The sequence below is a fragment of the Pseudoalteromonas sp. L1 genome (assembly GCF_021728095.1).
Classification (GTDB): Bacteria; Pseudomonadota; Gammaproteobacteria; order Enterobacterales; family Alteromonadaceae; genus Pseudoalteromonas.
The window spans coordinates 227529-253387 of record NZ_JAKKCT010000003.1 but is presented as its reverse complement, the minus strand read 5'-3'; the positions used below and the strand labels follow the sequence as shown (position 1 = coordinate 253387).

Annotated in this window: 26 protein-coding genes; 16 read left to right on the top strand and 10 right to left on the bottom strand. The window is 40.6% G+C overall.

The genetic code is table 11. The features are described from left to right. Positions 1-4 precede the first annotated feature (4 nt). The 6 genes from rimM to L3V38_RS11245 all read left to right on the top strand — a co-directional run bounded on the left by rimM (position 5) and on the right by L3V38_RS11245 (position 5035). Positions 5-538 (top strand): ribosome maturation factor RimM, encoded by a 534-nt coding sequence (gene rimM / locus L3V38_RS11270; RefSeq protein ID WP_062570536.1) that lies wholly within the window; start codon positions 5-7, stop codon positions 536-538. Then, positions 538-1305: a tRNA (guanosine(37)-N1)-methyltransferase TrmD gene (trmD, locus tag L3V38_RS11265; RefSeq protein WP_237119454.1), complete on the top strand. Its 768-nt coding sequence runs from the start codon at positions 538-540 to the stop codon at positions 1303-1305. The genes rimM and trmD overlap by 1 nt, the downstream gene beginning before the upstream one ends. A gap of 33 nt (positions 1306-1338) precedes the next feature. Next, a complete protein-coding gene (gene rplS / locus L3V38_RS11260; protein WP_004587324.1) occupies positions 1339-1698 on the top strand; it encodes a 50S ribosomal protein L19 in 360 nt (119 codons plus the stop codon). Between the two features lie 270 nt (positions 1699-1968). After that, the gene (tyrA, locus tag L3V38_RS11255) at positions 1969-3102 is read left to right on the top strand and encodes a bifunctional chorismate mutase/prephenate dehydrogenase (protein ID WP_237119453.1); all 1134 of its coding nucleotides are present in this window, start codon (positions 1969-1971) and stop codon (positions 3100-3102) included. 280 nt (positions 3103-3382) lie between these two features. After that, entirely contained in the window at positions 3383-4096 is a 714-nt protein-coding gene (gene fadR / locus L3V38_RS11250; RefSeq protein ID WP_062570539.1) for a fatty acid metabolism transcriptional regulator FadR, read from the top strand. Between the two features lie 333 nt (positions 4097-4429). Continuing rightward, positions 4430-5035: a peroxiredoxin C gene (locus L3V38_RS11245; protein WP_054551729.1), complete on the top strand. Its 606-nt coding sequence runs from the start codon at positions 4430-4432 to the stop codon at positions 5033-5035. Positions 5036-5104: 69 nt separating this feature from the next. On the opposite strand, the gene L3V38_RS11240 is transcribed toward L3V38_RS11245, so the two are convergent. Both L3V38_RS11240 and smpB read right to left on the bottom strand, forming a co-directional pair. Continuing rightward, positions 5105-7630 carry a TonB-dependent receptor gene (locus L3V38_RS11240; RefSeq protein WP_237119662.1) on the bottom strand — a complete coding sequence of 842 codons (2526 nt, stop codon included), beginning with the start codon at positions 7628-7630 and terminating at the stop codon, positions 5105-5107. 268 nt (positions 7631-7898) lie between these two features. Then, a complete protein-coding gene (gene smpB, locus L3V38_RS11235; RefSeq protein ID WP_062570541.1) occupies positions 7899-8378 on the bottom strand; it encodes an SsrA-binding protein SmpB in 480 nt (159 codons plus the stop codon). 133 nt (positions 8379-8511) lie between these two features. Between smpB and L3V38_RS11230 the strand changes: the two genes are divergently transcribed. Both L3V38_RS11230 and L3V38_RS11225 read left to right on the top strand, forming a co-directional pair. Continuing rightward, entirely contained in the window at positions 8512-8952 is a 441-nt protein-coding gene (locus tag L3V38_RS11230) for a type II toxin-antitoxin system RatA family toxin (protein WP_130151265.1), read from the top strand. Next, positions 8949-9266: an RnfH family protein gene (locus L3V38_RS11225; RefSeq protein ID WP_130151266.1), complete on the top strand. Its 318-nt coding sequence runs from the start codon at positions 8949-8951 to the stop codon at positions 9264-9266. Before L3V38_RS11230 ends, L3V38_RS11225 begins: the two co-directional genes overlap by 4 nt. A 38-nt stretch (positions 9267-9304) precedes the next feature. Here L3V38_RS11225 and bamE read toward each other — a convergent pair whose 3' ends face one another. Next, entirely contained in the window at positions 9305-9667 is a 363-nt protein-coding gene (gene bamE / locus L3V38_RS11220; RefSeq protein WP_130151267.1) for an outer membrane protein assembly factor BamE, read from the bottom strand. A 112-nt stretch (positions 9668-9779) separates the two neighbouring features. Here bamE and L3V38_RS11215 point away from each other — a divergent pair, with 112 nt between their 5' ends. Then, the gene (locus L3V38_RS11215) at positions 9780-10100 is read left to right on the top strand and encodes a GIY-YIG nuclease family protein (protein ID WP_130151268.1); all 321 of its coding nucleotides are present in this window, start codon (positions 9780-9782) and stop codon (positions 10098-10100) included. Here L3V38_RS11215 and L3V38_RS11210 read toward each other — a convergent pair. The 4 genes from L3V38_RS11210 to ilvC form a co-directional block, all read right to left on the bottom strand. Further along, positions 10082-11002, bottom strand: coding sequence for a M20/M25/M40 family metallo-hydrolase (locus tag L3V38_RS11210; protein ID WP_237119452.1), 921 nt, complete (start codon positions 11000-11002; stop codon positions 10082-10084). The two genes, L3V38_RS11215 and L3V38_RS11210, sit on opposite strands and share 19 nt — an antisense overlap. Continuing rightward, positions 10947-11945: a hypothetical protein gene (locus L3V38_RS11205; protein ID WP_346729902.1), complete on the bottom strand. Its 999-nt coding sequence runs from the start codon at positions 11943-11945 to the stop codon at positions 10947-10949. Before L3V38_RS11205 ends, L3V38_RS11210 begins: the two co-directional genes overlap by 56 nt. 268 nt (positions 11946-12213) lie before the next feature. Beyond that, complete coding sequence (locus L3V38_RS11200; protein ID WP_237119450.1) at positions 12214-14127, bottom strand: methyl-accepting chemotaxis protein; 1914 nt, start codon at positions 14125-14127, stop codon at positions 12214-12216. A 139-nt stretch (positions 14128-14266) separates the two neighbouring features. Beyond that, positions 14267-15739 (bottom strand): ketol-acid reductoisomerase, encoded by a 1473-nt coding sequence (ilvC, locus tag L3V38_RS11195; RefSeq protein ID WP_062570549.1) that lies wholly within the window; start codon positions 15737-15739, stop codon positions 14267-14269. Positions 15740-15886: 147 nt separating this feature from the next. Here ilvC and ilvY point away from each other — a divergent pair, with 147 nt between their 5' ends. The 7 genes from ilvY (at position 15887) to L3V38_RS11160 (ending at position 23090) form a co-directional block, all read left to right on the top strand. After that, the gene (gene ilvY / locus L3V38_RS11190; RefSeq protein ID WP_237119449.1) at positions 15887-16783 is read left to right on the top strand and encodes an HTH-type transcriptional activator IlvY; all 897 of its coding nucleotides are present in this window, start codon (positions 15887-15889) and stop codon (positions 16781-16783) included. Positions 16784-16927: 144 nt separating this feature from the next. Further along, positions 16928-18364, top strand: a complete 1437-nt coding sequence (locus L3V38_RS11185) for a glycoside hydrolase family 19 protein (protein ID WP_237119448.1) — start codon at positions 16928-16930, stop codon at positions 18362-18364. Between the two features lie 331 nt (positions 18365-18695). Continuing rightward, positions 18696-19745, top strand: coding sequence for a GGDEF domain-containing protein (locus L3V38_RS11180; RefSeq protein ID WP_237119447.1), 1050 nt, complete (start codon positions 18696-18698; stop codon positions 19743-19745). A gap of 171 nt (positions 19746-19916) precedes the next feature. Continuing rightward, positions 19917-20741: a MipA/OmpV family protein gene (locus L3V38_RS11175; RefSeq protein WP_237119446.1), complete on the top strand. Its 825-nt coding sequence runs from the start codon at positions 19917-19919 to the stop codon at positions 20739-20741. A 1-nt stretch (position 20742) separates the two neighbouring features. Beyond that, entirely contained in the window at positions 20743-21129 is a 387-nt protein-coding gene (locus tag L3V38_RS11170; protein WP_062570553.1) for a DUF3019 domain-containing protein, read from the top strand. A gap of 14 nt (positions 21130-21143) precedes the next feature. Next, the gene (locus L3V38_RS11165) at positions 21144-21836 is read left to right on the top strand and encodes a response regulator (RefSeq protein ID WP_062570554.1); all 693 of its coding nucleotides are present in this window, start codon (positions 21144-21146) and stop codon (positions 21834-21836) included. Between the two features lie 6 nt (positions 21837-21842). Beyond that, positions 21843-23090: an ATP-binding protein gene (locus L3V38_RS11160; protein WP_237119445.1), complete on the top strand. Its 1248-nt coding sequence runs from the start codon at positions 21843-21845 to the stop codon at positions 23088-23090. Between the two features lie 210 nt (positions 23091-23300). On the opposite strand, the gene L3V38_RS11155 is transcribed toward L3V38_RS11160, so the two are convergent. From L3V38_RS11155 to L3V38_RS11145, 3 genes are all read right to left on the bottom strand, one after another. Then, positions 23301-23516 (bottom strand): DUF3820 family protein, encoded by a 216-nt coding sequence (locus L3V38_RS11155; protein WP_062570556.1) that lies wholly within the window; start codon positions 23514-23516, stop codon positions 23301-23303. Between the two features lie 144 nt (positions 23517-23660). Further along, entirely contained in the window at positions 23661-23942 is a 282-nt protein-coding gene (locus L3V38_RS11150; RefSeq protein ID WP_130151275.1) for a hypothetical protein, read from the bottom strand. A gap of 284 nt (positions 23943-24226) precedes the next feature. Continuing rightward, positions 24227-25798, bottom strand: coding sequence for a cation:proton antiporter family protein (locus L3V38_RS11145; RefSeq protein WP_237119444.1), 1572 nt, complete (start codon positions 25796-25798; stop codon positions 24227-24229). Positions 25799-25859: the final 61 nt, after the last annotated feature.

Genomic DNA, 25859 nt, shown 5'->3' with positions numbered 1-25859 from the left:
AACCATGAGTCAAGAGAACACCTCGATAATCGTTGTAGGAAAGCTCGGTGCCCCCTATGGTATAAAGGGCTGGCTTAAGGTGCATTCATTTACTGATGATCCCGAAGGGATCTTCGATTTCAGCCCATGGTTGATAGGGCAACAAGGTAAATGGCAGACCTTAGAAGTGGTCGACTGGCGTCGCCACAACAAAGGCTTTATCGCTAAAGTTGCGCAAGTAAACGACCGAGATGAAGCAATGGCTTTGACCAATGTTGAAATCTCTGTAGATGCAGCGCAGCTACCAGAATTACCGCAAGGTGAATTCTATTGGCGAGATCTCATCGGCATGTCTGTTGTAACTGATAAAGGTTATAATTTAGGCACGGTTGATGACCTAATGGAGACAGGGTCAAATGATGTTTTGGTTGTGAAAGCAAACAAAAAAGATGCATTTGGCCAAGCTGAACGTTTAATTCCATTTTTAACAGACTCTGTTATTAAAGAAGTTAAACACGAGGCAAGAGAAATTACCGTAGACTGGGATCCTGGGTTTTAATGTCACAAACGAGTTCATTGTGGGTAGGGGTGATAAGCCTTTTCCCGAACATGTTTGACGCTATTACCAATGAAGGGGTAACTGGTCGCGCAGTTAAAAATGGTCTAATCGACTTTAACTGCTGGAATCCACGTGACTATGCTACTGATAAGCATAAAACTGTGGACGATCGTCCTTATGGGGGCGGTCCTGGTATGTTAATGATGGTTGAACCATTGAAACAAGCCATTCTTGACGCAAAAAAAGCGGCGGGTGATGGTGCTAAAGTAATTTATATGTCCCCGCAAGGGCGCAAATTAGATCAGCAAGGGGCGAGCGAACTCGCAAGCTCTAAAAAGCTGATTTTGATTGCCGGTCGCTATGAAGGTATAGATGAGCGAATCATAGAATCATATGTTGACGAAGAATGGTCAATAGGTGATTTTATTCTGAGTGGTGGTGAGTTACCCGCTATGACATTAATTGATGCAGTCGCACGATTAGTGCCAGGGGTGCTAGGTCACAACCAATCAGCAGAGCAAGATTCATTTTCGGATGGATTGCTTGATTGTCCTCATTATACACGGCCAGAAACATTGGATGATAAACAGGTGCCTGCTGTATTACTCAGCGGAAACCACCAAGAGATAGCAAAATGGCGCTTAAAGCAGTCATTAGGTAGAACTTGGTTACGTCGTCCTGACTTGTTGCATAACCTAGCTCTGACTGAGGAGCAAGCGGCACTTCTTGCAGAATTCAAGCAAGAGTACCAACAAGCTTGTGGCTAGAAGACAGTTACACCTAGGAAAGTGAGAAATATAATGGCAAAAGTAAACCAAAATATTATTAAAGCGCTTGAAGAAGAGCAGCTTAAAACAGACGTACCAGCATTCGGCGCTGGTGATACAGTAGTTGTACAGGTACGTGTAAAAGAAGGTAACAAAGAGCGTCTACAGGCCTTTGAAGGTGTTGTAATCGCTAAGCGTAATCGTGGTCTTCACTCAGCATTCACAGTTCGTAAAATTTCGAGCGGTGAAGGTGTTGAGCGTGTATTCCAAACGCACAGCCCTCTTATCGACAGCGTAACAGTTAAGCGTCGCGGTGCAGTTCGCCGTGCTAAGCTTTACTATCTACGTGAGCGTTCTGGTAAATCTGCACGTATTAGAGAAAAACTTAACTAATACGCGCTGTTTATCAACGCAAAAAAAACGGGTTGCAGCTTTCGGGTTGCAACCCGTTTTGGTTTTTAAAAAGCAACTCTCTATAAGCTTATTCTTTGTTTCACCCTTCTTTGCACTTTGTCCTGTCATATATTGATGACTCATGTTTCCTCTATTTGTTAGCTCCTCAGGGCTTTGTACTTTGCAGTTTATGCTGTTACTATAATCTGTATTGTAAGCTTTACTTTTTTGTATATATATATTTACGTTTAGGGTTTGAGGTGTAGTAACGTGGCGACAGTGAATGAATTAGCTGATTTAAGAGCAGGAATAGATGAGTGCGATGCACAATTAGTGGCATTGCTAGCAAAGCGTAATAGCATTACAGAAAAAATAGGGGCAATTAAGCAACAAATCGGCGCCCCGTTACATGCCCCTGATCGTGAAGCAGATTTATTGGCAGCGCGTCGCCAAGAAGCGGTTAACCAAGGTGTTAACCCAGAGTTAGTTGAAGATATTTTGCGTCGTATGATGCGTGAAGCGTACCAAAATCAACAAGGAAATTTAGCCTGCTCAGCTCCTCAATTATCACCTATAGTCATTGTTGGCGGAAAAGGAGCGATGGGGCAATTATTTGCACAGCAATTTATTCGTTCAGGTTATGAAGTTCGTATTTTAGATAAAGAGCAGCAAGCAGAGAGTGAAGCTATCTTGGCGGGAGCTAAGCTTGTACTTGTCAGTGTGCCAATCAACGCATTAGAACAGGTTGTTGCAGCTTTGCCTAAGCTTGATGATGACTGTTTGCTTGTGGATATTACGTCGGTGAAGCAAAAACCATTAAAAGCACTAATGGCGGCACATAATGGCCCTGTTGTAGGCTTACATCCGATGTTTGGTCCCGACATTTCTCACTGGGTTAAGCAAACAGTTGTTGTTTGTGAGGGACGCAATCATGAGGTTGCACAGGGCTTATTAGCACAGTTGCAAGTGTGGGGTTGTCAAGTTGTCGAAATGGAAGTAAAAAAACACGATGAAGCGATGCAAATCATTCAGGTCATGCGTCACTTAACAACTTTCGTCTATGGTCAATTCTTAGCAAAGCAAAGCCATACACTTGCAGAGCTTCGTAGCTGTTCTTCTCCTATTTATCAATTAGAGCTGATGATGGTAGGGCGGCTTTTTGCTCAGTCACCAGAGCTTTACTCGGATATTATGTTAGCGCAATTTGATGATGTGGAAGATTTACTTGCTAATTATCAAGCGACCTTTGCCGACACGCTAGAAAAACTAAAAACTGGCAATAAAGCTGCTTTGATAGAGGGCTTTGCAGATGCCAAAGAGTATTTTAGTGATGCTACCGCACACTTCTTAACGCAAAGTCGCAGTCTGCTAAATAAAGCCAATGATGCCAAAGTACTTGATTGATTATTGCTTTAAGAGCGTTAAAGAAGCGAGTTTATACTCGCTTTCTTTAATTTATTTTATGTGACTGATCTTCATAGGCTAGCAAGACTAAGCGCTTAGTGCTCTAAAGTCTTAGGTGATTAATTACAATCTTAGCTGAAAGTTAGTTTATTTTTTCATTGCGAAGAGATTTTTATCCGCAGGGTACTTACTTTGCTTGTTAGTTGCTGATCATCTGGTACAATCAGTGAGTTGATCGCTTTTTGCGATAGAAGTAGGTGCTAACTCAAGTGGAAATTGAATGAGAATTTTTAAAGCGAAAAGTCCAGCAGGTTTTGCTGAAGAATACATTGTTGAATCTATTTGGAATGGTGACTTTCCGCCTGGCTCAATTCTTCCTGCTGAACGCGAACTTTCAGAACTAATTGGTGTTACCCGCACAACGCTTCGTGAAGTGCTACAACGTTTAGCACGAGATGGTTGGTTAACAATCCAACATGGTAAACCAACGCGTGTAAATAATTTCTGGGAAACATCTGGGCTGAATATTCTTGAAACGTTAGCACGGCTTGATGAAGACAAAATGCCTGAGTTAACCGACCAATTACTGTCTGCACGTACCAATATTAGCGCCATTTATACGCGTGCAGCGATCAAGCTTGCACCTGAACGCGTAATCGAAATTTTATCGCAAAGTGAGCAGCTTGAAGACAGTGCGCAAGCGTTTGCTGATTATGACTACAAAGTACACCATGAGTTAGCTATTGCGGGAAATAATCGCATTTATGTACTTATTTTAAATGGCTTTAAAGGCTTTTATTCAAAAATTGGTTGCCATTATTTTTCTGATTCACGTACCCGTGAATTAGCACGTCAGTTTTATAAAGACTTAACTTTACTGGCAGAGCGTCGTGAACATGATGGTGCAATTTCTATGATGCGTAAATACGGTCATCAAACAGGTGAAATCTGGCAGCAGATCCGTGGTGATATGCCAGAAGATATAATGGATTAATATTTCTAAAGTATTAACTGTCACCTGAAAACCCAGCTTGATGCTGGGTTTCTTATTTTTAGCAAAAATATACTAAGTTATTGAAAATATGGTTTATTTTTGCACTTTATTGAGTAGATAGAAGTTGACTTCAAGTTGCTCAGGCATCAATTTAGCCGAATCAATTTTTTCGATTGCACATATCGCTTTTTTCGATTGTTCATTTGTCTGTAACCTCTTTAAACTATCTTGCTAATTATCAGTGCTTACCCTTGGTTTTTGATTTTTCGTAACCATATACTAGTAAGTATTGCGTAGGCAATTGGAAATAAACTCAAATATTTGGAGATAAAAATGGGTGTATTAGTTGGCCGTCAGGCACCAGACTTTACTGCAGCAGCTGTTCTTGGTAACGGTGAAATCGTTGAAAACTTTAACCTAAAAGAAACTATCAAAGGTAAAAAAGCAGTTATCTTCTTTTACCCGTTAGACTTCACTTTCGTATGTCCTTCAGAGCTAATCGCTTTCGACAAACGTTTTGAAGAATTCCAAAAGCGTGGCGTTGAAGTAATCGGTGTTTCTATCGATTCACAATTCTCACACAATGCATGGCGTAACACTGCCGTTGCTGACGGTGGTATTGGTCAAGTGAAATATGCACTTGTTGCAGACGTTAAACACGAAATCTGTCAAGCATATGACGTTGAGCACCCAGAAGCAGGTGTTGCTTTCCGTGGTTCTTTCCTAATCGACGAAGAAGGTAACGTACGTCACCAAGTAGTTAACGACCTTCCACTAGGCCGTAACATCGACGAAATGATCCGTATGGTTGACGCACTAGCATTCCACAGCGAGCACGGTGAAGTATGTCCTGCTGGTTGGACTGAAGGCAAAAAAGGCATGGACGCAAGCCCTGAAGGCGTTGCTAAGTTCCTTTCTGAAAACGAAGGCGACCTATAATTTAGGCCTGAGTTAAAGAGTTAAAAAACCCGCCAGTTGGCGGGTTTTTGTTTTTAAGTCTTGATTAGTTTAATTAAAACGCATCGTTAACTTAGTGTAGAAGTAACGGCCACGTGGATTATGTACACTTGATACATAGCCATATAAGTCGCCATCACCATCACCAATTGCGAATGGTGGATCTTCATCAAATACATTATTAACGCCCACAGAGACCTTTAATTTATCTGAGAAGTTATAAGCGGTCTGTAAATCGACTAATGTTTGTGAGTCAACCATACGCGAAGTATTGCTGTCAAAATCAAGGTCACCATCGAAGTTAATATCTGGAGTGTCCTCAAACTCGCCAATGTAACTAACGTTTACATTCGTATTAAAGTCGCCCATCTCCCAGTTTGTGCTGAAAATCCAGCGATGTTCAGGGTAACGGTACTCGCCAGTATAATCACGACCATCTTTTTTGAACTCATCTTGGTAGGCCCACTCTAGATTGAATTTCAAGAATCCATAGTCATTCATTGCATGCGTATAGTTTGCTGATACATCTACACCTGAAACTTCTTGCGAAGAGACATTTTCAAATGTGCTGTGTACTTTTTGAATAACACCTAGACTCAAACCATCCTGAGGCGGAAGTCGAACACATACAGTACTGTTCTGGTCATTACAATTCTCATTGTAAATAGGGCCGAACTCTTGCTCGTCAATCTTATTATCTTGAGTGATACTCCAGATATCCACACCAAAACCAAACTCAGCCGTTGGCGCCCAAATAAAGCCGACGTTCCACGACTCAGATTCCTCAGCTTCAAGATTTGGATTACCTGCAAATTGAATGTTGTAATCAAGCGCATCGCAATCTTGTCCAGTTGCTTGGCATCGGTAGGTATCTACAAAGAACTGGCTTTCTTCTGAAGGTCCCAAGCCTATTTGTGCAAGCGATGGCGCTCTAAACCCTTGTGCCCAAGAACCTCGAACGGTAATAGAGTCAGTTGGAGCCCAGCGAACTGCTACTTTAGGGTTTGTAGTCGAACCAAAGTCACTGTAATCATCGTAACGACCAGCAAGTTGTAGCTCTAGATTGTCGGCAAGTGGAATTGAAAACTCGATATAGGCAGCATATTGATCACGCTCAGCAGCCGCTGAAACAGATTCAGTACCAAAAATTAACCCGCGTTGGAATTGATCATCTGGAATGTCGCTAACATCTTCTTCGCGGTACTCAATACCGGCAGCCATCATCACAACATCATCGCCAAAGCTGAATGCTTCACCACTGATGTTTGCATCAAACGATGTCATATGTGATTCACCACGGCGCACCAGGCTTGTTGTGATACGATCAATAACATCTTGACTATTATAGGTGCCGCCGAATGGGTTGTAGTTACCCGCGTCGATTTCTTGTTGTAAAAAGTCTGTACGCACCCAACCTTGGCTTCTGTCGCCAGTTTGCATTGATTTACTACGGCCTTTTTGTACCGCAGCTTCCCAGCTCCAGTCACTAATTTCACCTTTGAGTCCGGCAACAAAGCGTAGTGTATCTGATTCAATATCCCACTGACGTGCTCCTGCATCTACTGTACGATAACGACCAATATCAATATCTTGACCAAAAGGGTTATTCGGATGACTTGCTGGAACGGTTAGTCCTGCGTCTTCATCAAGTGGAGTAGGGGCCCCAGCTGCTTGTGATGAATTATGTTGAACCGCCACTTCTAAAAAGGCTGAAATACCATTATCAAAGTTGTATTCAAATTGAGAAATCGCACCAACTCGCTCAGATGCCGGCGTAATATAACCATACGGGCCATAGTCGAATAAACAATTACCATTTTCTTTAGCTCTGTCTGGAGGACACGATGGGTCAATCGTTTTTTCACCATCTACATAAAAGTAACCTGGAAAACCGCGCGATGAGCGAAAGTCCATACCACCATAGGGTTCTTGGTTTGCAGTACCTAGTCGCCCCATTTCATCTGATGATAAAGCTGTGTTATTGAAGTAATCAATAATGATAGATGCACTACTTTTTTCAGTGCTCGTACCCCAAACTAGACTGGCTGTTTTTTCTTCATAACTAGGCCCATCTGTACCACCATAACCTAGGTTAACTTCTAGCCCATTTATATCTTTCTTTAGAATGATATTAACTACACCAGCTACAGCATCGGAGCCATAAATAGCCGATGCTCCATCTTTTAAAATATCGATTCGCTCAATAGCTGATACAGGGATTGAGTTAATATCAACAAATGAATTAGTGATGCTTTCAGCAAATGCACTAATAGACACTCGGCGGCCATTTATTAACACAAGCGTGGCATCAGAGCCTAAGCCACGTAAACTCACTGCAGCAGCCCCGTTCGCTGTAGAGTCTTGGTTATTACCACGGGTAGAAAATGTACCATTACCGGCTACGGGCATACGTTCTAAAAGTTGTTGTAGGTTGTCGTAGCCCATATTATCAATGTCTGCACGACTGATAGATTGTACCGGCGAAGGGCCTTCAATATCAGAGCGTTTAATGCGAGAACCTGTTACTTCAATACGTTCGACCTTTTCAGCTCCATCTGTTTGAGCTGCAACAGACATAAAGCTTGTGCCTGCTAACGCTGCAATGGTAAATGCATAAAGTGGTCGTTGCATAAAGTGATGGGAGTTCTTCATAAAATTCAATCCTTGTTTCAATGTGAGAATATTGTGAACTAATATCACAAAAAAGATTGATACCATGTAAATGAAGTGTTTTCAAATAGCAAAAAGGTATGGGTTTTCAAGCTGGTAATGGTTTTTTGGAGAGTGAAGTGTGTGTTTTCAAGGGGTACAAGCCTAACAAAAAAGTTAGGCTTTAATATTATTTTTAAGCTTTGTGCTTCATTAGGCGCTCTTTTTCACGAGCCCAATCTTTATTTTTTCCGTCTTCGCGTTTGTCGTGCATCTTTTTACCTTTAGCAAGGTGGAACTCCAACTTCACCCAGCATTTTTTCCAGTACATAGCCGTTGCGATCAGTGAGTAACCTTCACGCTCTGTTGCACCGATAAGACGATCGATCTCACGCTTATTTAAAAGTAATTTACGATAACGAAGTGGATCGCAAATCACGTGTGTTGAAGCACTATTGAGAGGCTGAATTTGACTGCCAAGTAAAAATGCTTCGCCGTTTTTAATATGAATATAAGTCTCAGAGATGTTTACTTTACCTGCTCGGATACTTTTTACTTCCCAGCCTTGTAGTTCAACCCCTGCTTCGAACTTATCGTGTAAAAAATACTCATGGCGCGCTTTTTTGTTCAGCGCGATGGTATTACTTGTCGATTTAGATGATTTTTTCTTAGCCATAGTGTCCCATATTATACGTAAATACAGCGTTTTTACATCGCTTTTTTAAGGCTTTGCGTAAATTATACTAGTACGAAAATTTGGGGAAATAGCTAAAGCTTGCTAAAATTCGTCGACACAGTTGGGAGTGAATATGCCACAAATAGAAAAAAGTGCGCTGGTAATGTACAGCAGCAAAGAAATGTTTGATTTAGTCAACGATGTAGATGCTTACCCAGAGTTTTTGCCACATTGCTCAGATGCAAAAATTGTTTCAAAACAGCCCTCTGGTATGACAGCCAGCTTAGAGATTTCTAAAGCGGGTTTAAAAAAGTGGTTCACGACTGAAAACACCTTCATAGATGATCAAACTGTGTCATTACGACTAGTTGATGGCCCATTTAAAACTTTAAAAGGGAAGTGGCACTTTTTACCTTTAGATGACAAAGCTTGTAAAGTGCAATTACATCTAGAGTTTGAGTTTGCAAGTAAACTTATTGAGCTTGCATTTGGCAAGGTATTTAATGAAGTTGCGAAGAATATGGTGAATGCCTTCACTCAGCGCGCTAAAACGGTTTATGGAGCTCGTTTATGATCAGTGTAGAAGTCGTGTTTGCACTACCGACAACAGCAACCAGTTTGCTCGTTGAAGTGCCAACAGGCACAACGGCTGAGCAGGCAGTTATTAAGTCTGGAATTATCGAAAAGTGTCCAGAAATAGATGCAAGTAATTTGACCTTAGGTATTTGGAATCGAACGTGTAAATTGACGCAAGAAGTTAAACAAGGCGATCGAATTGAAATTTATCGTCCCTTGATTGCTGACCCTAAGGATGCCCGCAGACGCCGAGCAGAAAAAGCAAAGGAAGAGGGGCGAGCGAATAAAATAACGGGTGGACGGCCCAAATAAAAAAGGTAGCACGTAGCTACCTTTTCTTGTGTTAGAACTTATTCTTGTTCGAGAGGAGTATTGAATTCGCTTGGTTGATCGTAATCACCTGAAATCGAAACCAGCTTGTCGTTCTCAAAGTTTACAGTGAGCGATTTTCGCTGCTCATTATCACGACCAATGTTAAATACATAAAGGTAATGCCAAGTGCTTTTATCAAAAGAGTCTTCTGCCACGGGTTTGCCTAGGACATAAACTACTTGCTCACGAGTCATGTTTACTCGTAGCTTATCAACATCAGACTGCTCTAAAAAGTTACCTTGGGGAATGTTGATACGATAAACCCAGCTAGAACAACCTGCTGTAGCAGTTAAAGCAAGGGAAAGCACGAGCCAAAAAGAGAAAGTTTTAAACGACTGCATTATTTGTTTGAATCCTTATTTTTTATACTTTGCATGATACCGATTAGTCACAGAAGGTAAAACCCTTTTCAACAATTGTTTTTGCTGAGATTGACGTTTACGAGGCACAAATTTGACCACAGACACGATAAAAAGTTTACCTGAATCAATAAAAAAGCGCGAGAGTGTTGATGCTGTGTGGCATTTATATATCGTTCAGACGCGTTTAGGGCATTGGTACACAGGGATAAGTACTGATGTTGAAAAACGTTTTGCCGCACACGAGGCTGGTAAAGGGGCTAAGAATTTAAAAGGCAAAGGACCTTTAACGCTAGTATACCAACAAAAGGTTGGCACCCGCAGCGAGGCGAGTAAATTAGAGGCGCGTGTGAAAAAGTTAACCAAAATACAAAAAAAGCAGTTTGTATTGCGTACTCAACTACCTGTTAAGTAAGTCACAAACTTCGCTATTTTTAAGATGGTTTGCTCATAAAGCTGAAAGTCGATATGTTCTAGCGTGTCTGTTACTTGATGGTGATGTTTATCATCACCCATGCCGAAATAAATAAAAGGAATATCAGCTTTGGCAAATGCGTAGTGATCACTTGCTTTACGCCAGTTAATGTTAGTGCCGAGTAATCTATTGAGTCGTGCTGATGAACTGCTAACTATAAATGTTAATTCCTTATCAGAGAGCATAGTTAACGCTTTTTTATACTGACTACTAGATTGCCTATCTAAATACGCATAAATGCGTGGCTTACGCTTATTAACTACTAACATATCAAGGTTTATACTTAATTTGATATCACTTAAATTAAGTGTGGAGACAAGATATTTACTGCCGTGTAAACCGTTTTCTTCAGCATCCGTAGCGACAAAAACTAAGTTGTACTGTCGAGTCTGATGCGCTAAATAATGTGCTAAGTACAACAGCGCAGCTACGCCACTGGCATTATCGTTTGCACCCGGGTAATAGCGGCTCCCTGTTGGCCCAAGGTGATCGTAGTGAGCGGTGAAAATGATCGTTTTGCAATCAATGCATGTTGTTTTCTGCGTGGCGATTATATTAACGCCTGAGCGCTTTTGATTAAAAGGAGCATCATACTCAAAGTGTTGTTTACGTACGTTATAGTTTAGCTCCGAGAAGCGCTCACTAATAAAATCACCCGCACGTTTTGCACCAAGCGTATTTGTTTTCCTGCCATAAAATTGGCTGGATGTAAGTGCTGTAATGTCCTTTTTAAGAAAGGTTTGTGCATTTGCAACTGCCTTATCACTTAGAGTAAGTAACAGACAACTAGTAATGATTGAGCTTAGCTGTGTGAGAGCTAAGAGCCTGTAATTTGCTTTCATAGCGTTTTTTATCATGATCAAAATCAGCTTTGTTATTAGCGGATGTTAAGTATTTTTTGGCAAGTTTTAAATCCCCTAATTGGTAGTAGGTTTTAGCAAGACCAAAGTCAGAATCATGAAGCTTAATATTAAGACCACGTGCTTTTTTGAAGTGTTTGAGGGCATCTTGGTAGCGCGCTGCGGCATATGCATCATTACCCAAAGAAATATGATAGTAAGGATTGGATTGGCGCTTGTTATCTAGCCTAGAGAGAATATCTTCTCCTTCTTTTTCACGGTCAGTGAGCTTATAGATAAGCGCTAAGTTGCCAAGCGCAGTGTGATTGTTCACATCAAGATCAATCGCATGCAGGTAAGCTGCTTCGGCTTGTTTAAAGTGTTCGGTTAAACGTAACAGTACCCCTAAGTTACCCCAAGCGCCTGAATATTTTGGATCAACTTTAATCGCTCCGGTAAAATAGCTGTAAGCTAAATCGTAGCTCTCATCGAGCATAGCGGCAGCGCCTTTGTTGTTATAAAACATTGCAGTAATGCGTGCTTTATCAATATAACTGGTTTTAAATGATTCTTGACGGCTATTAGGGTCAAAATCAATGACTAAAGCGCGTTCTTGCGGGTAAATGACCCTGAGGTTCGTGAGCTGTTTGCCTCTTTCTTTCACCCTTAGGTTAATGTGTCCTGTGAGTAAATTAAACCCATTATTCAAAGCCCAATACTCAGGGATGTGTACTTTTTGAAATTGTCCATATAAGCCCAAATGCTCAGCAAGACTGTACGCAAGTATAGAAAGTGATAAACAGTTCGCATTTAAGTCGCTATAGGCTTGCGCAGCAGTAAGTGTCGCACCTGACTGATAGGAGAGGGATTCATCACCATTATCGAGCAAAAATTGCATGAGTCGCTTTGCACTGCGGATAGAGCGTTGACCCTCAGGAAAACTCATGTCTAGGCGTTCTTTTATACTGGGCGTTAATGTAAAGATATCCTTTTGGCTTTCGATCTCCAAAATGTTGAAATCTTTAATCTGGGTAAGCGCTTTTGGGGGGGACAGAGGTTGATTAGCAGTACTATTGCACGCACTTAAAAAACAAAGGTTTAATAGTAGAATACATGTTGTTATCTTCATCTGACCCTCTTAAATTCACGGCCTAAATCACTTTAAGTATAGGCGGTGAACAAAAAAGGGTCAGTGTTAACTGTTACAAAACGTGTCAGCGCTTATCAAAAGTAGCCACTAAATCATCCAGAGTCTGTGCGCTGGTTGCTAAGTCTTTTATCGCTTGTTCGGTATCTATTTGTTCACGCATAACATTGTCACTGATATCGCTAATCTGCTCAATATTACGACCAACATCAGCCACAACATTACTCTGTTCCTCGGTGGCGGTCGCAATTAAAGTGGCCATATCATTTATTTCGTTTGCAGCATCATTGATCGCATTGAGTAACTCAACAGAGCTCTGCATCGCACCCACACTTAACTGAGCTTGTGATTTTGAGTGATTGATATGCTCAACCACTAAATCAGACGTATTCGTCAAATCGCTTATCATTGTTTGAATTTCATTAGTCGATTGTGACGTTCTGCTTGCTAATGCTCTCACTTCATCGGCTACAACAGCGAACCCGCGACCATGTTCACCTGCACGGGCTGATTCAATCGCCGCATTGAGAGCCAGTAAGTTTGTTTGCTCAGAAATTCCTCTGATGGCATCAACAATATTTGCGATAGCCTGCGTTTTAGCTGCCAACTCGTTCACTTGTTCCGTTATGTTATCTATGTCACTGGCAAGCTCAGTGATCGCTTGCTGGCTTTGTGTGACCTGAACATGGCTTTGTTCAGTATTTTGTTTACTGCTTTCAGTGAGCTTTGCTGTATTTGCTGCGCTTGATGCAATTTCTTGCACTGTTGCACCCATTTCGTTAATTGCAGCAGCAACGGAAATAGTTTGCTCTTTTTGATTATCTAATGCGTCTGAATTTTTTTGAGTTTGTTTAAAAACATGGCTTGCGCTTTGTCTGATTTCTCGGCTTTCTTGTGCAACTTGGCCAATGGCTGTTTCGATTTTGGTCATAAATTGATTAAAACCAGCGCTCAAATTTGCAAGTTCTGGTTGCTCTGAGCTCGGTAATCGATAGGCTAAATTTGCATCACCAGAGCCTAATCGGGTAAATAATTCCGCCATTTTTGATAAAGGAGATGACAATGTTCTAGCCAGTAGTAAACCTGCAAAACTGGCAACGAATGCGATGACAATTGCAAAGCTGATAATTTGCCATTCCAATGTATCAATGCTTGCAAAGACTTCACGCTTAGGCACTTGTGCAACAACAAACAGGTCTGTGTTTTTTATTGGGCTTGCAGCAACTAGGGTTTCTTCTCCCTTGATGCTGACTTCCTTAAGAGTAAACTCTTCACCAGTTAATAGTGTGCTTGTGATACCTGATTCATAAAGCGTATCAAGTTTTGCTTTGGCTACTTTACTGGCGTCTTTGTGCAGCTTTATCAAGCCATGTTTGTCAACAACAAAAACAAAACCGGTTTTCTCTATTTGAAACTTTTGCAGCATTGCTTGCATGTCATCAATACTTTTAGCAAGACCTGCCAAACCTAAGCCATTAGTTTGTTGGTGGTTCACAAACATTTTTACGTCTGTAGGTGATTCTTGATAAATACTGATAGAAAAAGGGTTTGCTGATTGTTTAAACGCAAAAAACCAACCATCTTGCTCTTTAGTAAGTACTCTTAAAAAACCATCTTGATTCCAATATTGCGCTGTTTCACGGTTTGCCCATGAAGCTGTCGCAAGATCGTATTGTGCAACTAAGCGATTCAACTCTTTAAGTAAAATCGTATCATCAGTATCACCAGAGCGTGCCCAGTCGATAACAAAAGCGTTACTTGAAAGCTGCTCAGCGGCACTGATCATTTGATTTATATCGTGGCTGATATAATTATCAATTGCTTGTAACTTGCTTGGTAGCTCAGACTCGATCATTCGTTGTTCAATGATTTGTTTAGCACTATAAATTGCGGTTACGCCAATTAACGCAGCAACAATGAGTGCAATAGAGCTACCTAGTAGAGTGATTTTTTTAGTAATGGTAAGGTGATTTAACGCCATGAAAGTGTCTTAGGTTACAACATTAAGGTAGTCATTTTAGCATAGACTTTTCAGATGACGAATTAAACTAGGAACAAAAAAAGCCCAAAGCATATGCAATTGGGCTTGGTTTCTAACAAGCGAAACTTACTTTCTAGGGTTAAACTATTTTCTTCATTGCCGACATGTAACCACGTAATTTACTGCCAACAATTTCAACTGGGTGCTCACGCAGGGCCTTGTTCACTGCGATTAAGGTTTGGTTGTCCACCTGATTTGATGAATCACCTAAACCTTTACCAATAACATCAGTGTCGATATCTTTCATAAAATCTTGTAGTAAAGGCAAACATGCGTGGTTGTATAGGTAGCAACCATATTCAGCTGTATCTGAAATTGTTCGGTTCATTTCGAAAAGCTTTTTACGCGCAATCGTGTTGGCGATCAGTGGCGTTTCGTGTAATGACTCATAGTAAGCCGATTCATCGATAATGCCAGCAGCAGTCATGGTTTCAAACGCAAGTTCAACGCCTGCTTTAACCATAGCAACCATCAAGATACCTTGGTCGAAGAAAGTTTGCTCGTTAATTTCTTCATCGGTATTTTGCTGTTTTTCGAATGCGGTTTCAGCAGTTTCAGCACGCCATGCAAGAAGCTTTGCATCATCTTCAGCCCAATCAGCCATCATGCCGCGAGAGAATTCGCCGCTGATGATATCGTCCATATGCTTGTTATAAAGTGGACGCATGATTGTTTTAAGTTGTTCACTTAATTCAAATGCTTTAACTTTTGCTGGGTTTGATAAGCGGTCAAGCATGTTAGTCACACCGCCATACTTAAGTGCTTCAGTGATCACTTCCCAACCGTATTGGATTAACTTTGACGCGTAACTTGCATCAATACCTTTTTCGACCATTTTATCAAAGCAAAGTAGTGAACCTGTTTGTAACATGCCACATAAAATCGTTTGCTCACCCATTAAGTCAGACTTAACTTCTGCAATGAATGATGATTTTAGTACACCAGCACGATGACCTCCGGTACCAGCTGCATACGCTTTCGCTTGCGCTAGGCCATGACCTTGAGGGTCGTTTTCTGGGTGAACTGCAATGAGTGTTGGTACGCCAAAGCCGCGTTTGTATTCTTCACGTACTTCTGAACCTGGGCATTTAGGCGCAACCATGATAACAGTTAAGTCTTCGCGAATTTGCATGCCTTCTTCAACAATGTTGAAACCGTGTGAATAGGCAAGCGTTGCACCTTGTTTCATCAGCGGCATGATGGCATTAACAACAGAGGTATGTTGTTTGTCAGGAGTGAGGTTTAATACTACATCAGCCGTTGGAATAAGCTCTTCATATGTGCCTACCGTGAAGCCGTTTTCAGATGCATTTAAGAAAGATTGACGACGCTCAGCAATCGCTGACTCACGCAGTGTATAAGAAACATCTAAACCAGAATCACGTAAATTTAAACCTTGGTTAAGGCCTTGTGCACCACAGCCGACAATAACGAGTTTTTTTCCTTTTAAAGCGTCTACGCCATCAGCAAATTCTGATGGGTCCATAAATTCACATTGCGCTAATTGCGCTAACTGCTCTCTCAAAGGAAGAGTATTAAAATAATTCGCCATTGTTAGTGTCCTATAAATACAAGTTTTTTAAAAAACAAAGAATAAAAGTTTGCGCTCTTTGTATGGCTTAACAGTATGCAATTTTATCTCTTGCGTAAAATGATATATTTGAATTAAAGTGTTTCATAAAATGAAATGGTAGTCACAATGGATCACAAACATCTTAATTACTTTTTAGCCCTAGCTAAAACGCTCCACTTTGCTAGAGCCAGTGAGCTTTGCCATATTAGTGCTCCTACTTTAAGCCGTAATATCAAGCAGCTTGAAGATGAAGTAGGCGCAGTATTATTTAATCGTGACAACCGCACGGTTAAGCTAACTCAAGAGGGAAAAGCATTTTGTGATTATGCCAATGCGACGCTTGCCAGTTGGCACCGATTTAAAGCTGATATCCAAGAGCCACAACAACATATATACGGTAATGTCAGTATTTATTGTTCTGTTACTGCCTCATATAGCTTTTTACATCAAATTCTTGAACAACTGCGGATGCAGCATCCTTATATCGAAATTACACTCAACACAGGTGATCCTGCGCTTGCCATAAATCGTGTATTGGATGGCCATGAAGCCATGGCGATTGCAGCAAAACCAGTTAAATTACCAGGGCAAATTGCCTTTACCAGTATCGGGTATTCTCCTTTGGTACTTATCGGACCTAAAATAGCTTGTCCTATCAGTGAACAACTTAAAGATTTAGAAACAATTAATTGGTCTAATTTAGAATTTATTGTTGCTGAACAAGGATTGTCTAGGCAGCGATTAGAGCAGTGGTGGCGAAAGAAAAATATTCATGGTCGTATTTACGCCCATGTAGCAGGTCATGAAGCCATGGTTTCGATGGTAAGTTTGGGTTTAGGTGTTGCGATGGTGCCTAAAATTGTACTTGATAATAGCCCGTTAAAAGAAAAGGTTCAGGTTATTAGTGAGGCAGAAAAAGATATTCCAGGCTTTGAAATTGGCTTAGCAGTGCTTAAGAAAGAGCGGCATGATCCCGCCTTAAATGCTATTTGGGAAATTGCGCAGTCGTTACTAACTTATTAAGGCATGATTGGTCATCGTTTTAATTGCAGGAGTAAGCAGTTTTTATAGAATTGATGTGGAAACTTGACAGCGATGTCATTTTGCATCTAGTGTTAACAAAAGGTTAAAACCTATTTTAGAAACACACAATTCAAAGGAAAGACGATGAAAACCCACGCTATCAAACTGCTTGCTCTGCAAGTTGCTCTTATCGCCTCAGCTAACGCATTAACGATTGTTGATGACCCGAATAACCCAGACGGCTATTTGCTATCTCGTGCAGAACTAAATGCGGCTCGTGATGCTAAAGCATCCGACCCCATGTATCAAACCTGGGCAAAAGCGCTTGAAACGAGGGATAATAGTATTGTTGAAGCTATTACACCTAACAATGCAAGCAACCCAGAAAATGTGAAACGTGTTGAACGAGTCTTTGGTCAGCAAGAGTGGGACTTTCTGACGGGAATGGCTGCGCCTGAGTATACCTACACACGTTTTTTACGGGCAATAGGTAAGTTCCCTGCTTTTTGTGGTGAATACACTGATGGTCGCGATTCCGATGCTATTTGTAAAAAGTCTATCATCACTGCATTTGCACACTTTGCACAAGAAACCGGTGGTCATATCGCCAAAGATAATATCTCTGACAACCCATTACAACTCGAAGAATGGCAACAGGCTTTAGTACATGTCCGCGAAATGGGGTGGTCAGAAGGGCAGGCCGGTTATACAACAGGGTGTGGTCAAAATGATTGGCAAAATCGCCGTTGGCCATGCGCAGAAGGACAAGGTTATTTCGGCCGCGGTGCGAAGCAGCTTTCGTATCATTTTAATTATGGTGCATTTTCGGAAGTGATGTTTAATGGTGATGCAACTGTGCTACTTAACAACCCAAGCTTAGTAGCAGATTCTTGGCTCAATCTTGCCTCAGCTATTTGGTTTTTCTTAACACCTCAAGCACCAAAACCGGCGATGCTACACGTTATTGATAGAACTTGGGTGCCATCACAAAAAGAGCTCAGTGCGGGGATTGGATACGGTTTTGGCACAACAATTAATGTAATAAATGGGGGAATTGAATGTGGCGAGCAAAACCGCACCAAGGGACAGCCAGTAAATCGCATTCGCTATTGGGAAGGTCTATCGAATTACTATTATATTCCGATTGAAACAGATGAAGAGAACACCTGCTGGCAGCAAACTCCTTTTGGTAGTTTAAACCTTAATGATTCAACCGATGTTCTCTATACAAACTGGGAAGCAGACTGGGCATATTACAGCGACAGACCAGGAGGCCAATCATTTGAGTGTAAGTTAGTTGGTTATCAAACTGCCTATTCAGCACTGGTCCCTGATGATTATGAAAAGTGCGTAACAAACTTTTATCAATCGCACGTAAACTGGCCTCAAGTAACAGTCGTTGACACGCTAACACCACCAGAGGGCAATCCTCCGGTAGGTGGTGTTGCTGCATGGGACAGTACAAAGGTATATGTTAAAGACGACAAAGTAAGCTTTAACAATGTTATATATATCGCTAAGTGGTGGACTCAAGGTGACTCGCCAGAAACAGCTAATGGCCCTTGGTCAGCTGTAAACTAATTTGAAACCATTCAATAAAATCTAAGGCGGTTGATATAATTGTTATCAGCCGTCTATAAACCTCCAGTCGTTTTAACTTTTGGCTAAATTGACGCGGTTATATTTCACATCATTTTCTTAAATTAGCAGACCTCATCTTTTTTACTTAGGGTTTTTGGATTATTTTGTCTTGCAAAAACAGCTATTAAAAGCAGTTCTTTTGTATTGTTTTTTGTTAATGTTTTCCGTGTTTTTTGCTGGGATTTGGCGATTATTGCAGATTTTTTATTGATTTTTTACAATGTGTTGCTAACGTAAATCAAAATAATAAAAATACTGATGGCATGGACACATGATTCTGTCAGCTCACGTTGAGCATTCGCTGAGCTACTCAAGTAGTTGTTTGAAGCGCGCTATTCCCTTAATGGTTAAATATAAAATGCCTATTACACCGCTTAATTATGCGTTGTGGTATTGCTATGTGAGTGGCAGAAATAAAGCGCTTAATGAAGAACTTGATAATATTATTCGCACATTCAGTACATGCGACCAAGAGCGAGCAAAGTATCTTTTTAATAAATATTTATCTCAAGATGATCTGTCTTTGTTCTATCAACTATCGAATGATTTCAATGGTGTGGTAAGTAATGTTCAGCAAGGCATAAACGACACGCTTGTTCACTCTATTCAGTTTAATCAAACACTCCAAGAGTGCCGAGAGCAACTCAACGATGTAAATTTAAGCGATGGAGATAGCTTTGATAATGTGTTGGACTGTGTAGAGCGACTAAGTGGTGAGTCAGCCGCTTTACAGGACCGTGCACAGGATTTTCAAAACCAGTTAGCACAAGCCTATGCAGAAATATCCGAATTAAAGCAGGAGCTTACTCTTTCGAAAAATAAAGCAGAAAAAGATACGCTGACAGGGCTTTATAATCGTGGCAAGTTTGATGAAGACATTTCTCGATTCTGCCAAGCGGCTCATTTGGCTGGCCTTGCCGTGTTGGTGATGGTTGATATTGATCATTTTAAGCAATTTAATGATACATTCGGACACCAAAAGGGAGACCAAGTTCTGAGAGCTGTAGCGAGTAAATTACTCAAACACGTTTCGAGTGTTGGGCAGGTTTATCGCTTTGGTGGGGAAGAGTTTTGCTTTACTGCACATTTTGCAAGTGTCAGTGATATGACTAACTTCACTCAACAGCTTCGCATCGCGATATCGAAGTTACAAGTCAAGAAACCTAAATCGACAAATGTGTTAAGTAAAATAACTGCAAGTTTTGGGATTGCTATTAAGTCTAAGAATAGTCAACCGGAACAACTGATTGCCAAAGCTGACCAAGCTCTTTACCTTGCTAAAGAGCATGGAAGAAACCGTCTTGAGATTGTTGAAGAGTAACAAACTTAGCTGATATATGTATCAAAATTGTGAATACTTGTAACCTATAAAAGACAGCCTATTCACACCTTGATACCATAGACTAACTGGAAACTGCCTGTGGTCGTAACAAACATGAAAACGATAACGATCAATAATTGGGTAATAATGTGCGTCTTGATTTTTATATCTATGAATCAAGTCTGTGCAGAAGACTCAACCCGAACAGAACGAGAAAGCCGTTCAGCATCTCAAGAAGTTGAAGCCAATAAGTGGTATTTGGGTGTCAATACGGGAGTTGGGGTGATCACAAACCCGCTGCATGGGGGGAAAAATCTACCGCTTATACTCTTACCTGAAATTGCTTATTACGGTGAAAAGTGGTTTTTTGATAATGGCCGACTTGGTTATGCTTTTCATGAAACGTCATCTCATGTTTTTAATGTAGTGGCGGAGTTTAACCCTGAAACGCGCTTTTTTATTGATTTTCACCCTAGTAATGTTTTTGCACTGCAAACTTCGAGCAGTTTTGTCAATTCTACGGAAAAGAATGAATTGAATGCTGAGCGTATCTCTGTGAACGATATCAGTAAGCGTCGTTGGGCATTAGATGCAGGCTTAAGTTACCATTACATTCATAATAACCATATATTCTCGCTGCAAGCATTAGCAGATGTATCCAACGTATATAAAGGCACAAGAAGTGCAGTTCAATGGCAGACACTCCAGCAAATAGGTCAGTTAGAGCTGACTCCAAGCTTAGGCGTCTGGTATAAATCCGCTAAGTTAAACGATTACTTTTATGGCTTATCGGCGAAAGAAACCTCACATGGGAAAATTGGTGTTGGCAGTAGTTGGCAACCTTATGCTAAAATCGACGCCCGTTGGCCCTTGAGTGAGGGCAACTCACTTCGTTTTCATTTAGCATATTACGATTACTCGGGCGTAGATGACAGTCCGCTTTTTGAACACACGTATTCGATGACTGCTTTTATAGGATTCAATCATATTTTTTAATATGAAGTTTTTTGTTTTTAGTCTGGGTGTGTTTGTTGCTGTTTTTTGGGGATTCCCGAGCCATGCACAAGCATCTCTCTTCGATGTATCACCTAAAGTGTGTGTTGTTTTTCAACAGCACGAATTTTGCGATCTTGAACTAAAAATAAGTTGGCAATTAACACACCCTCAAGATGTATGTTTGTATCAGAATGATCAACAAGTTCAGTGCTGGCAGAACATGCAAAAAGGCCGCTTCAGCTATAAAGCGCGGGTTCAGGTTGAAACAATATACTCCTTAGTCAATCCGCACACGGGGAGCAAAGTTGCGACAGCAAAAGTTGAAGTGCAGAGCACAGAAGCAAAAACGACAAGACGAAGATTACGCTCTCCGTGGAGCTTTTTTTAATTCAGGAGCAACCAATGACAAAGATTTTACTTGTTGAAGATGATCTCGGTTTACAACAGTTAACACGAGACTACCTTCAGCACAATGGGTTGGATGTTGCGGTCCTTGAACGCGGCGACGAAGTTTTCGAATACCTAGAAAATAACCCTGTTGATTTAATGATTCTTGATGTCATGTTACCAGGCAAAGATGGCTTTAGTGTGTGCCGTCAAGTACGCGATAAGTTCAACTTGCCAATTCTTATGTTAACCGCGAAAGGTGAAGATTTTGATCAGGTCATCGGTCTGGAGCTTGGTGCTGATGACTATGTAATCAAACCGGCAGAACCACGTGTACTACTTGCAAGAATTAATGCGTTACTGCGTCGTGGGCATGCAACGACTAAAGCCCCTGAAGAAATCACATTTGGTGATTTATCAATTGATAAAACGAGCCGCATTGTTACACTAAAAGGCAATGAGATTACACTTACATCACATGAATTTGAATTGTTGTGGCTTTTGGCTTCCAATGCAGGTGAAGTGCTAAGCCGTGAGCATGTCCATCAACATATGATTGGACGTCAATATGATGGTTTAGATCGCACTGTTGATGTTCGGGTATCAAGAATCCGCAAGAAGTTAGGTGATAACAGTGATAAACCATACCGTATTAAAACAGTTTGGGGACAAGGATACTTATTCGTATCAGATGCTTGGGAAATCTAGCTGTTAATGGGGAAGCTGTTTGCGAGTTTATATCTTTATATAATTGTTTCTCTGTTTCTTGTCAGTGGGGTCATCGAACAACTGTGGCCCTATGAAGACTCCCAACAGCAAATCGCACTCGATAAAGAATTTGGTAAATCTCTTTGGTTATTAAGCCAAACTAAAGACGGCCTATCGAAACTCCAAAATGAATTTGATAGTGAAATCATCGACAGGAATGACTTAGCACTTCCTGATGATTTAAAAGCCGATTTAGCTTCTCACCATTATTTGTATTTATTTAACCAGCAACAAGAGGTTGTTTGGTACATAACTCTCAACGATCAGCAATTACTCCAAATTGGTCCATTAACTGTATCAAACCCAAGCTTTAGCTCTGTCTGGCCTTATTTTTTACTATTGATGGTCGTCGGTGTTCCCGTAGGCTTATGGAGTTTTTTACTGTGGAGAGATTTTAATAAGCTGACCCTTGCTTGTGAGGCTGTAGGTGGTGCGCAAGATTTTGAATTACATGATGCTTCAAAGTCTTTTTTCTTACCGATCACCGATACTTTATCTGCCATGCAAGAGCGTATTCAATACTTATTAGCAGCACAGCAGGAGCTAACCTCATCAGTTTCTCATGAATTTAGAACGCCGCTAGCGCGTTTGAAATTCGCAATAGCAATGCTTGAAGAACAAGTAGAGAATGAGCAGTCTTTTACCTATTTAGACAATATGCATGCAGATATTGTTGAACTTGAAGCGTTAGTGTCAGAAATGCTTGAGTATGCACGTTTAGAATCCCACAAGCCTAACCTTATCAACCGCTCATGTGATTTAACTGCCCTCGTTACCAGTGTGGTTAATAAACTTGAGTTTGCGACAGATATAGACGTGCAAATAAAGGCACCGCTTAGCTTAGTTTATAAGTGTGATGAGCACTTTATGGCTCGCTGTATTCAAAACTTATTGGGTAATGCGCAAAAGTATGCTGCACATACAATCATTGTTTCCCTTGAAGAGCATAATAAAGAGCTTGTCATTACCGTTGAAGACGATGGACCTGGAATCGCTAAAAGTGAGTGGGAGAGTGTGTTTAAACCATTCACGCGTTTAGATAAAAGTAGAGATAAGAAAACAGGTGGTTTTGGCTTAGGGTTGGCGATTGTTGCTAAAATTATCAGTTGGCATCGTGGTACGTATGAAGTGAATGACTCTGAGTTAGGCGGTGCAAAGTTTACCATCCGCTTATTTAATACAGAACATTATTGAGTTTTGATAAAGCATCCTGTTGGATAATAAAGCTTTAACGCTGATAGTAATAAGTTAAATCGTTTAAAGTGATTAACTATTATTAATTTACATGACTTATGTAGATATAAAAAAAGCGCCTTGAGGCGCTTTTTTTGAGGTTAAAACCAAAAATAAACAAGTAGCAAATTAATAGACCGTCAGTTAGCAAAAAAGTTCTCAAAAATAAAATTATTTATTGTCTAAAAGAGGCATCAACATTTGCTCTAATCCGTTTAGTTTTACTTCATACATCATTGCGAGCTGAGCACCAAGCTGACCTGCTGGAAAGCCCTGTTGCTTAAACCACACCAAATAAGGTTCAGGCAATAGCAAAAGAGGGCGTCCAGCGTACTTGCCAAATGGCATTTTCGTATTAATGGCTTGTTTAAGTTGAGCTGTATCCATCTTTATCTCAAAGAATTGTAAAGCTAAATGATACGGTAAAAAGGGGAGAGAAAATAGGCTGTGACGGGCAAGAAACAGCCTATTTAGTGAGGGAGGTAGGCCCCCACAATAGCGTAGCGTTTATTTCGTTGATGACGAAAAAACTTAATGTAATTGGTGACGACTTTTTTTAGAAAAGCCAAGTTCTTTTAATTTAGTAACAATACTTGGGTCATCAATTCGAGCGGGGGTTTTACCCTCTCGAAGAAAGTGATCATTTGGCACTTGATAAACATCGAGCATTTTATTAAACAATACAGTTCTAATGTCTGTTGCGCTCATGCCATCGTGCTGTAACTCATCCAGTCGACGTTGTATGTCAATAAGTTTCCCCGAACAAGCATCATCTGCGTTTACTTTTAACGCACTGGTAAACTTATCTTTCATCTTAAACAACCTCAATTAGCTTAACAGTAGTCGCACAAATGAAATCGTAAACAGAATTAATAAACTTTTTTGTGCTAAAAATAGATACTTAGCAAAGTATCATATAGCGAGTTTACTCTTTTTTTAGATTGGATGGCTAATCTGGATGTAAAGCTTTGTAAATAAGCTTGACCTGCTTTAGGTACGGCTATTAGAGCGTACTAAAAATAGCAATAGCAAGTCGCTGAATATAATGAAAATAATTCTCAGTACCAAATATAGGCCCTGAGAATTATTTTTTTACATTATGAGAAAAGTTTTTGTTTTACGTGCTCGGCAAAGCCGCTACCCGCTTCTAGATAAAAGTTATAGGTAGAATCTACACCCATATCTTCTAACTCTTTTTGCTGGTCAGGGTAATTTGCAATAGCTGTTACTTGGCCTTGGTATCCAGATGCTTTTAGCTGCTCTAGGGCAAAAATATTCTGCATGTGCTTTGGCATCGCAAGCATAACCATGCCAACATGAGAGTGGTTTACCCGTTGCCAAAAGTCAGGGTCTGTGGCGTCAGCTAAAAGAACGCGGCGCCCTCGTTTAATGTGCTTATCTACTACATCAGGTTTAATATCAATGCCAGCAACGAGATTTGGATGTGTTTGGCTAATAGTTTCGTATGCCCCTGTACCAATACGGCCCATACCAAAAATAACAATTTTGGTGTCGTTTAAGTTCACTGGTAACTCTTCGGTTAAGCGGCTATTACTTTCAAATTTAAGTAGCCAGTGCTCAATCTTTACATAAATTTCGTTAGAGCGTTTATTTAAAGGAGATGCCAAAATAAAAGTAATTGATACGGCAATCGCCATAACCGCGAGCCATTCGGAGGTGATCATATTACTGCTGGCAGCAACGGCACAAACGATTAAACCAAACTCACTATAGTTAGCAAGGCTAAATGCGCTAAGCAGTGAAGTACGTGCACGTAATTTGAAGGCGTTAGTTAAAACATAATAGAGCGCAACTTTAATTGGTAACACTAAAATAATCACCATCGCCACCAATACAGCATGCGCGGTAAGCTCTGCGTTCAAACCTATGTTTAGGAAGAAGCCAACAAGCAAGATATCTTTCAGATTTAGTAGTGATTTTGATAGCTCACCTGCTTTTTTGTGAGGGGCAAACATCATCCCGATGATAAGTGCACCTAAATCACCTTTGAGCCCCGCAAATTCAAAGGCTTGATACCCTAAAACCAGCGCAAAGAAAAAGCCAAATAAAGGCAGTAGTTCACCATGCTTAGAGCGGTTTAAAATCCAAAACATAATAGGGCGCAGAACCGGAAGCCCTATCAATAATGCTAATGCCCAAATATTAGGTGCTTTACCTGTACTAATCGCTAAGAAAATAACTGCGAATATATCCTGCATTACCAAGATACCTATTGCAATTTTGCCATGTAGACTAGACATTTCTCCCCGTTCTTCAAGGACCTTAACGGCAAACACAGTACTTGAAAAGCTAAACGCAAAACCAACCAAGAGTGCACTTTGCCAAGTCAGTTCGCTAAAAAGAGGAAGTGCGAATGCACCAAGTAACAGCATAAAGCCACTAAAAAGCGTGCTACTCAACACAATATGCATTGATGCAGGTGCCCATACTTGTGGTTTTATAAGGTTAGAAACTTTTAATTTTAAGCCAATACTAAATAGCAGTAAGGTTACGCCTAAGTTCGCTAATGTGTTGAGTAATTCAGTGGTTTTATAGCCATATAAATTAAGCGCAAATCCTGCTAATAAAAAACCAATTAAAGGGGGGAGCTTTAACTGATAGACAGCAAAGCCGCATACGAACGCAGTAGCAAAGTATATTAGTTCCATAATTCTTCTTTTGACTTCATTTGTTAGGAGTGTAGCGAAATATTCACTAATGGAAAACAAT

Bases quoted from the DNA above. Each gene is read 5' to 3' on its own strand.
- rplS (WP_004587324.1), top strand. From the start codon at position 1,339: ATGGCAAAAGTAAACCAAAATATTATTAAAGCGCTTGAAGAAGAGCAG.
- L3V38_RS11225 (WP_130151266.1), top strand. From the start codon at position 8,949: ATGATCAGTGTAGAAGTCGTGTTTGCACTACCGACAACAGCAACCAGT.
- fadR (WP_062570539.1), top strand. From the start codon at position 3,383: ATGAGAATTTTTAAAGCGAAAAGTCCAGCAGGTTTTGCTGAAGAATAC.
- L3V38_RS11165 (WP_062570554.1), top strand. From the start codon at position 21,144: ATGACAAAGATTTTACTTGTTGAAGATGATCTCGGTTTACAACAGTTA.
- L3V38_RS11210 (WP_237119452.1), bottom strand. From the start codon at position 11,002: ATGAAAGCAAATTACAGGCTCTTAGCTCTCACACAGCTAAGCTCAATC.
- ilvY (WP_237119449.1), top strand. From the start codon at position 15,887: ATGGATCACAAACATCTTAATTACTTTTTAGCCCTAGCTAAAACGCTC.
- L3V38_RS11230 (WP_130151265.1), top strand. From the start codon at position 8,512: ATGCCACAAATAGAAAAAAGTGCGCTGGTAATGTACAGCAGCAAAGAA.
- L3V38_RS11200 (WP_237119450.1), bottom strand. From the start codon at position 14,127: ATGGCGTTAAATCACCTTACCATTACTAAAAAAATCACTCTACTAGGT.
- trmD (WP_237119454.1), top strand. From the start codon at position 538: ATGTCACAAACGAGTTCATTGTGGGTAGGGGTGATAAGCCTTTTCCCG.
- rimM (WP_062570536.1), top strand. From the start codon at position 5: ATGAGTCAAGAGAACACCTCGATAATCGTTGTAGGAAAGCTCGGTGCC.
- ilvC (WP_062570549.1), bottom strand. From the start codon at position 15,739: ATGGCGAATTATTTTAATACTCTTCCTTTGAGAGAGCAGTTAGCGCAA.
- L3V38_RS11170 (WP_062570553.1), top strand. From the start codon at position 20,743: ATGAAGTTTTTTGTTTTTAGTCTGGGTGTGTTTGTTGCTGTTTTTTGG.
- L3V38_RS11180 (WP_237119447.1), top strand. From the start codon at position 18,696: ATGATTCTGTCAGCTCACGTTGAGCATTCGCTGAGCTACTCAAGTAGT.
- smpB (WP_062570541.1), bottom strand. From the start codon at position 8,378: ATGGCTAAGAAAAAATCATCTAAATCGACAAGTAATACCATCGCGCTG.
- L3V38_RS11145 (WP_237119444.1), bottom strand. From the start codon at position 25,798: ATGGAACTAATATACTTTGCTACTGCGTTCGTATGCGGCTTTGCTGTC.
- L3V38_RS11245 (WP_054551729.1), top strand. From the start codon at position 4,430: ATGGGTGTATTAGTTGGCCGTCAGGCACCAGACTTTACTGCAGCAGCT.
- L3V38_RS11240 (WP_237119662.1), bottom strand. From the start codon at position 7,630: ATGTCTGTTGCAGCTCAAACAGATGGAGCTGAAAAGGTCGAACGTATT.
- L3V38_RS11185 (WP_237119448.1), top strand. From the start codon at position 16,928: ATGAAAACCCACGCTATCAAACTGCTTGCTCTGCAAGTTGCTCTTATC.
- L3V38_RS11155 (WP_062570556.1), bottom strand. From the start codon at position 23,516: ATGGATACAGCTCAACTTAAACAAGCCATTAATACGAAAATGCCATTT.
- bamE (WP_130151267.1), bottom strand. From the start codon at position 9,667: ATGCAGTCGTTTAAAACTTTCTCTTTTTGGCTCGTGCTTTCCCTTGCT.
- L3V38_RS11150 (WP_130151275.1), bottom strand. From the start codon at position 23,942: ATGAAAGATAAGTTTACCAGTGCGTTAAAAGTAAACGCAGATGATGCT.
- L3V38_RS11175 (WP_237119446.1), top strand. From the start codon at position 19,917: ATGAATCAAGTCTGTGCAGAAGACTCAACCCGAACAGAACGAGAAAGC.
- L3V38_RS11160 (WP_237119445.1), top strand. From the start codon at position 21,843: ATGGGGAAGCTGTTTGCGAGTTTATATCTTTATATAATTGTTTCTCTG.
- L3V38_RS11205 (WP_346729902.1), bottom strand. From the start codon at position 11,945: ATGAGTTTTCCTGAGGGTCAACGCTCTATCCGCAGTGCAAAGCGACTC.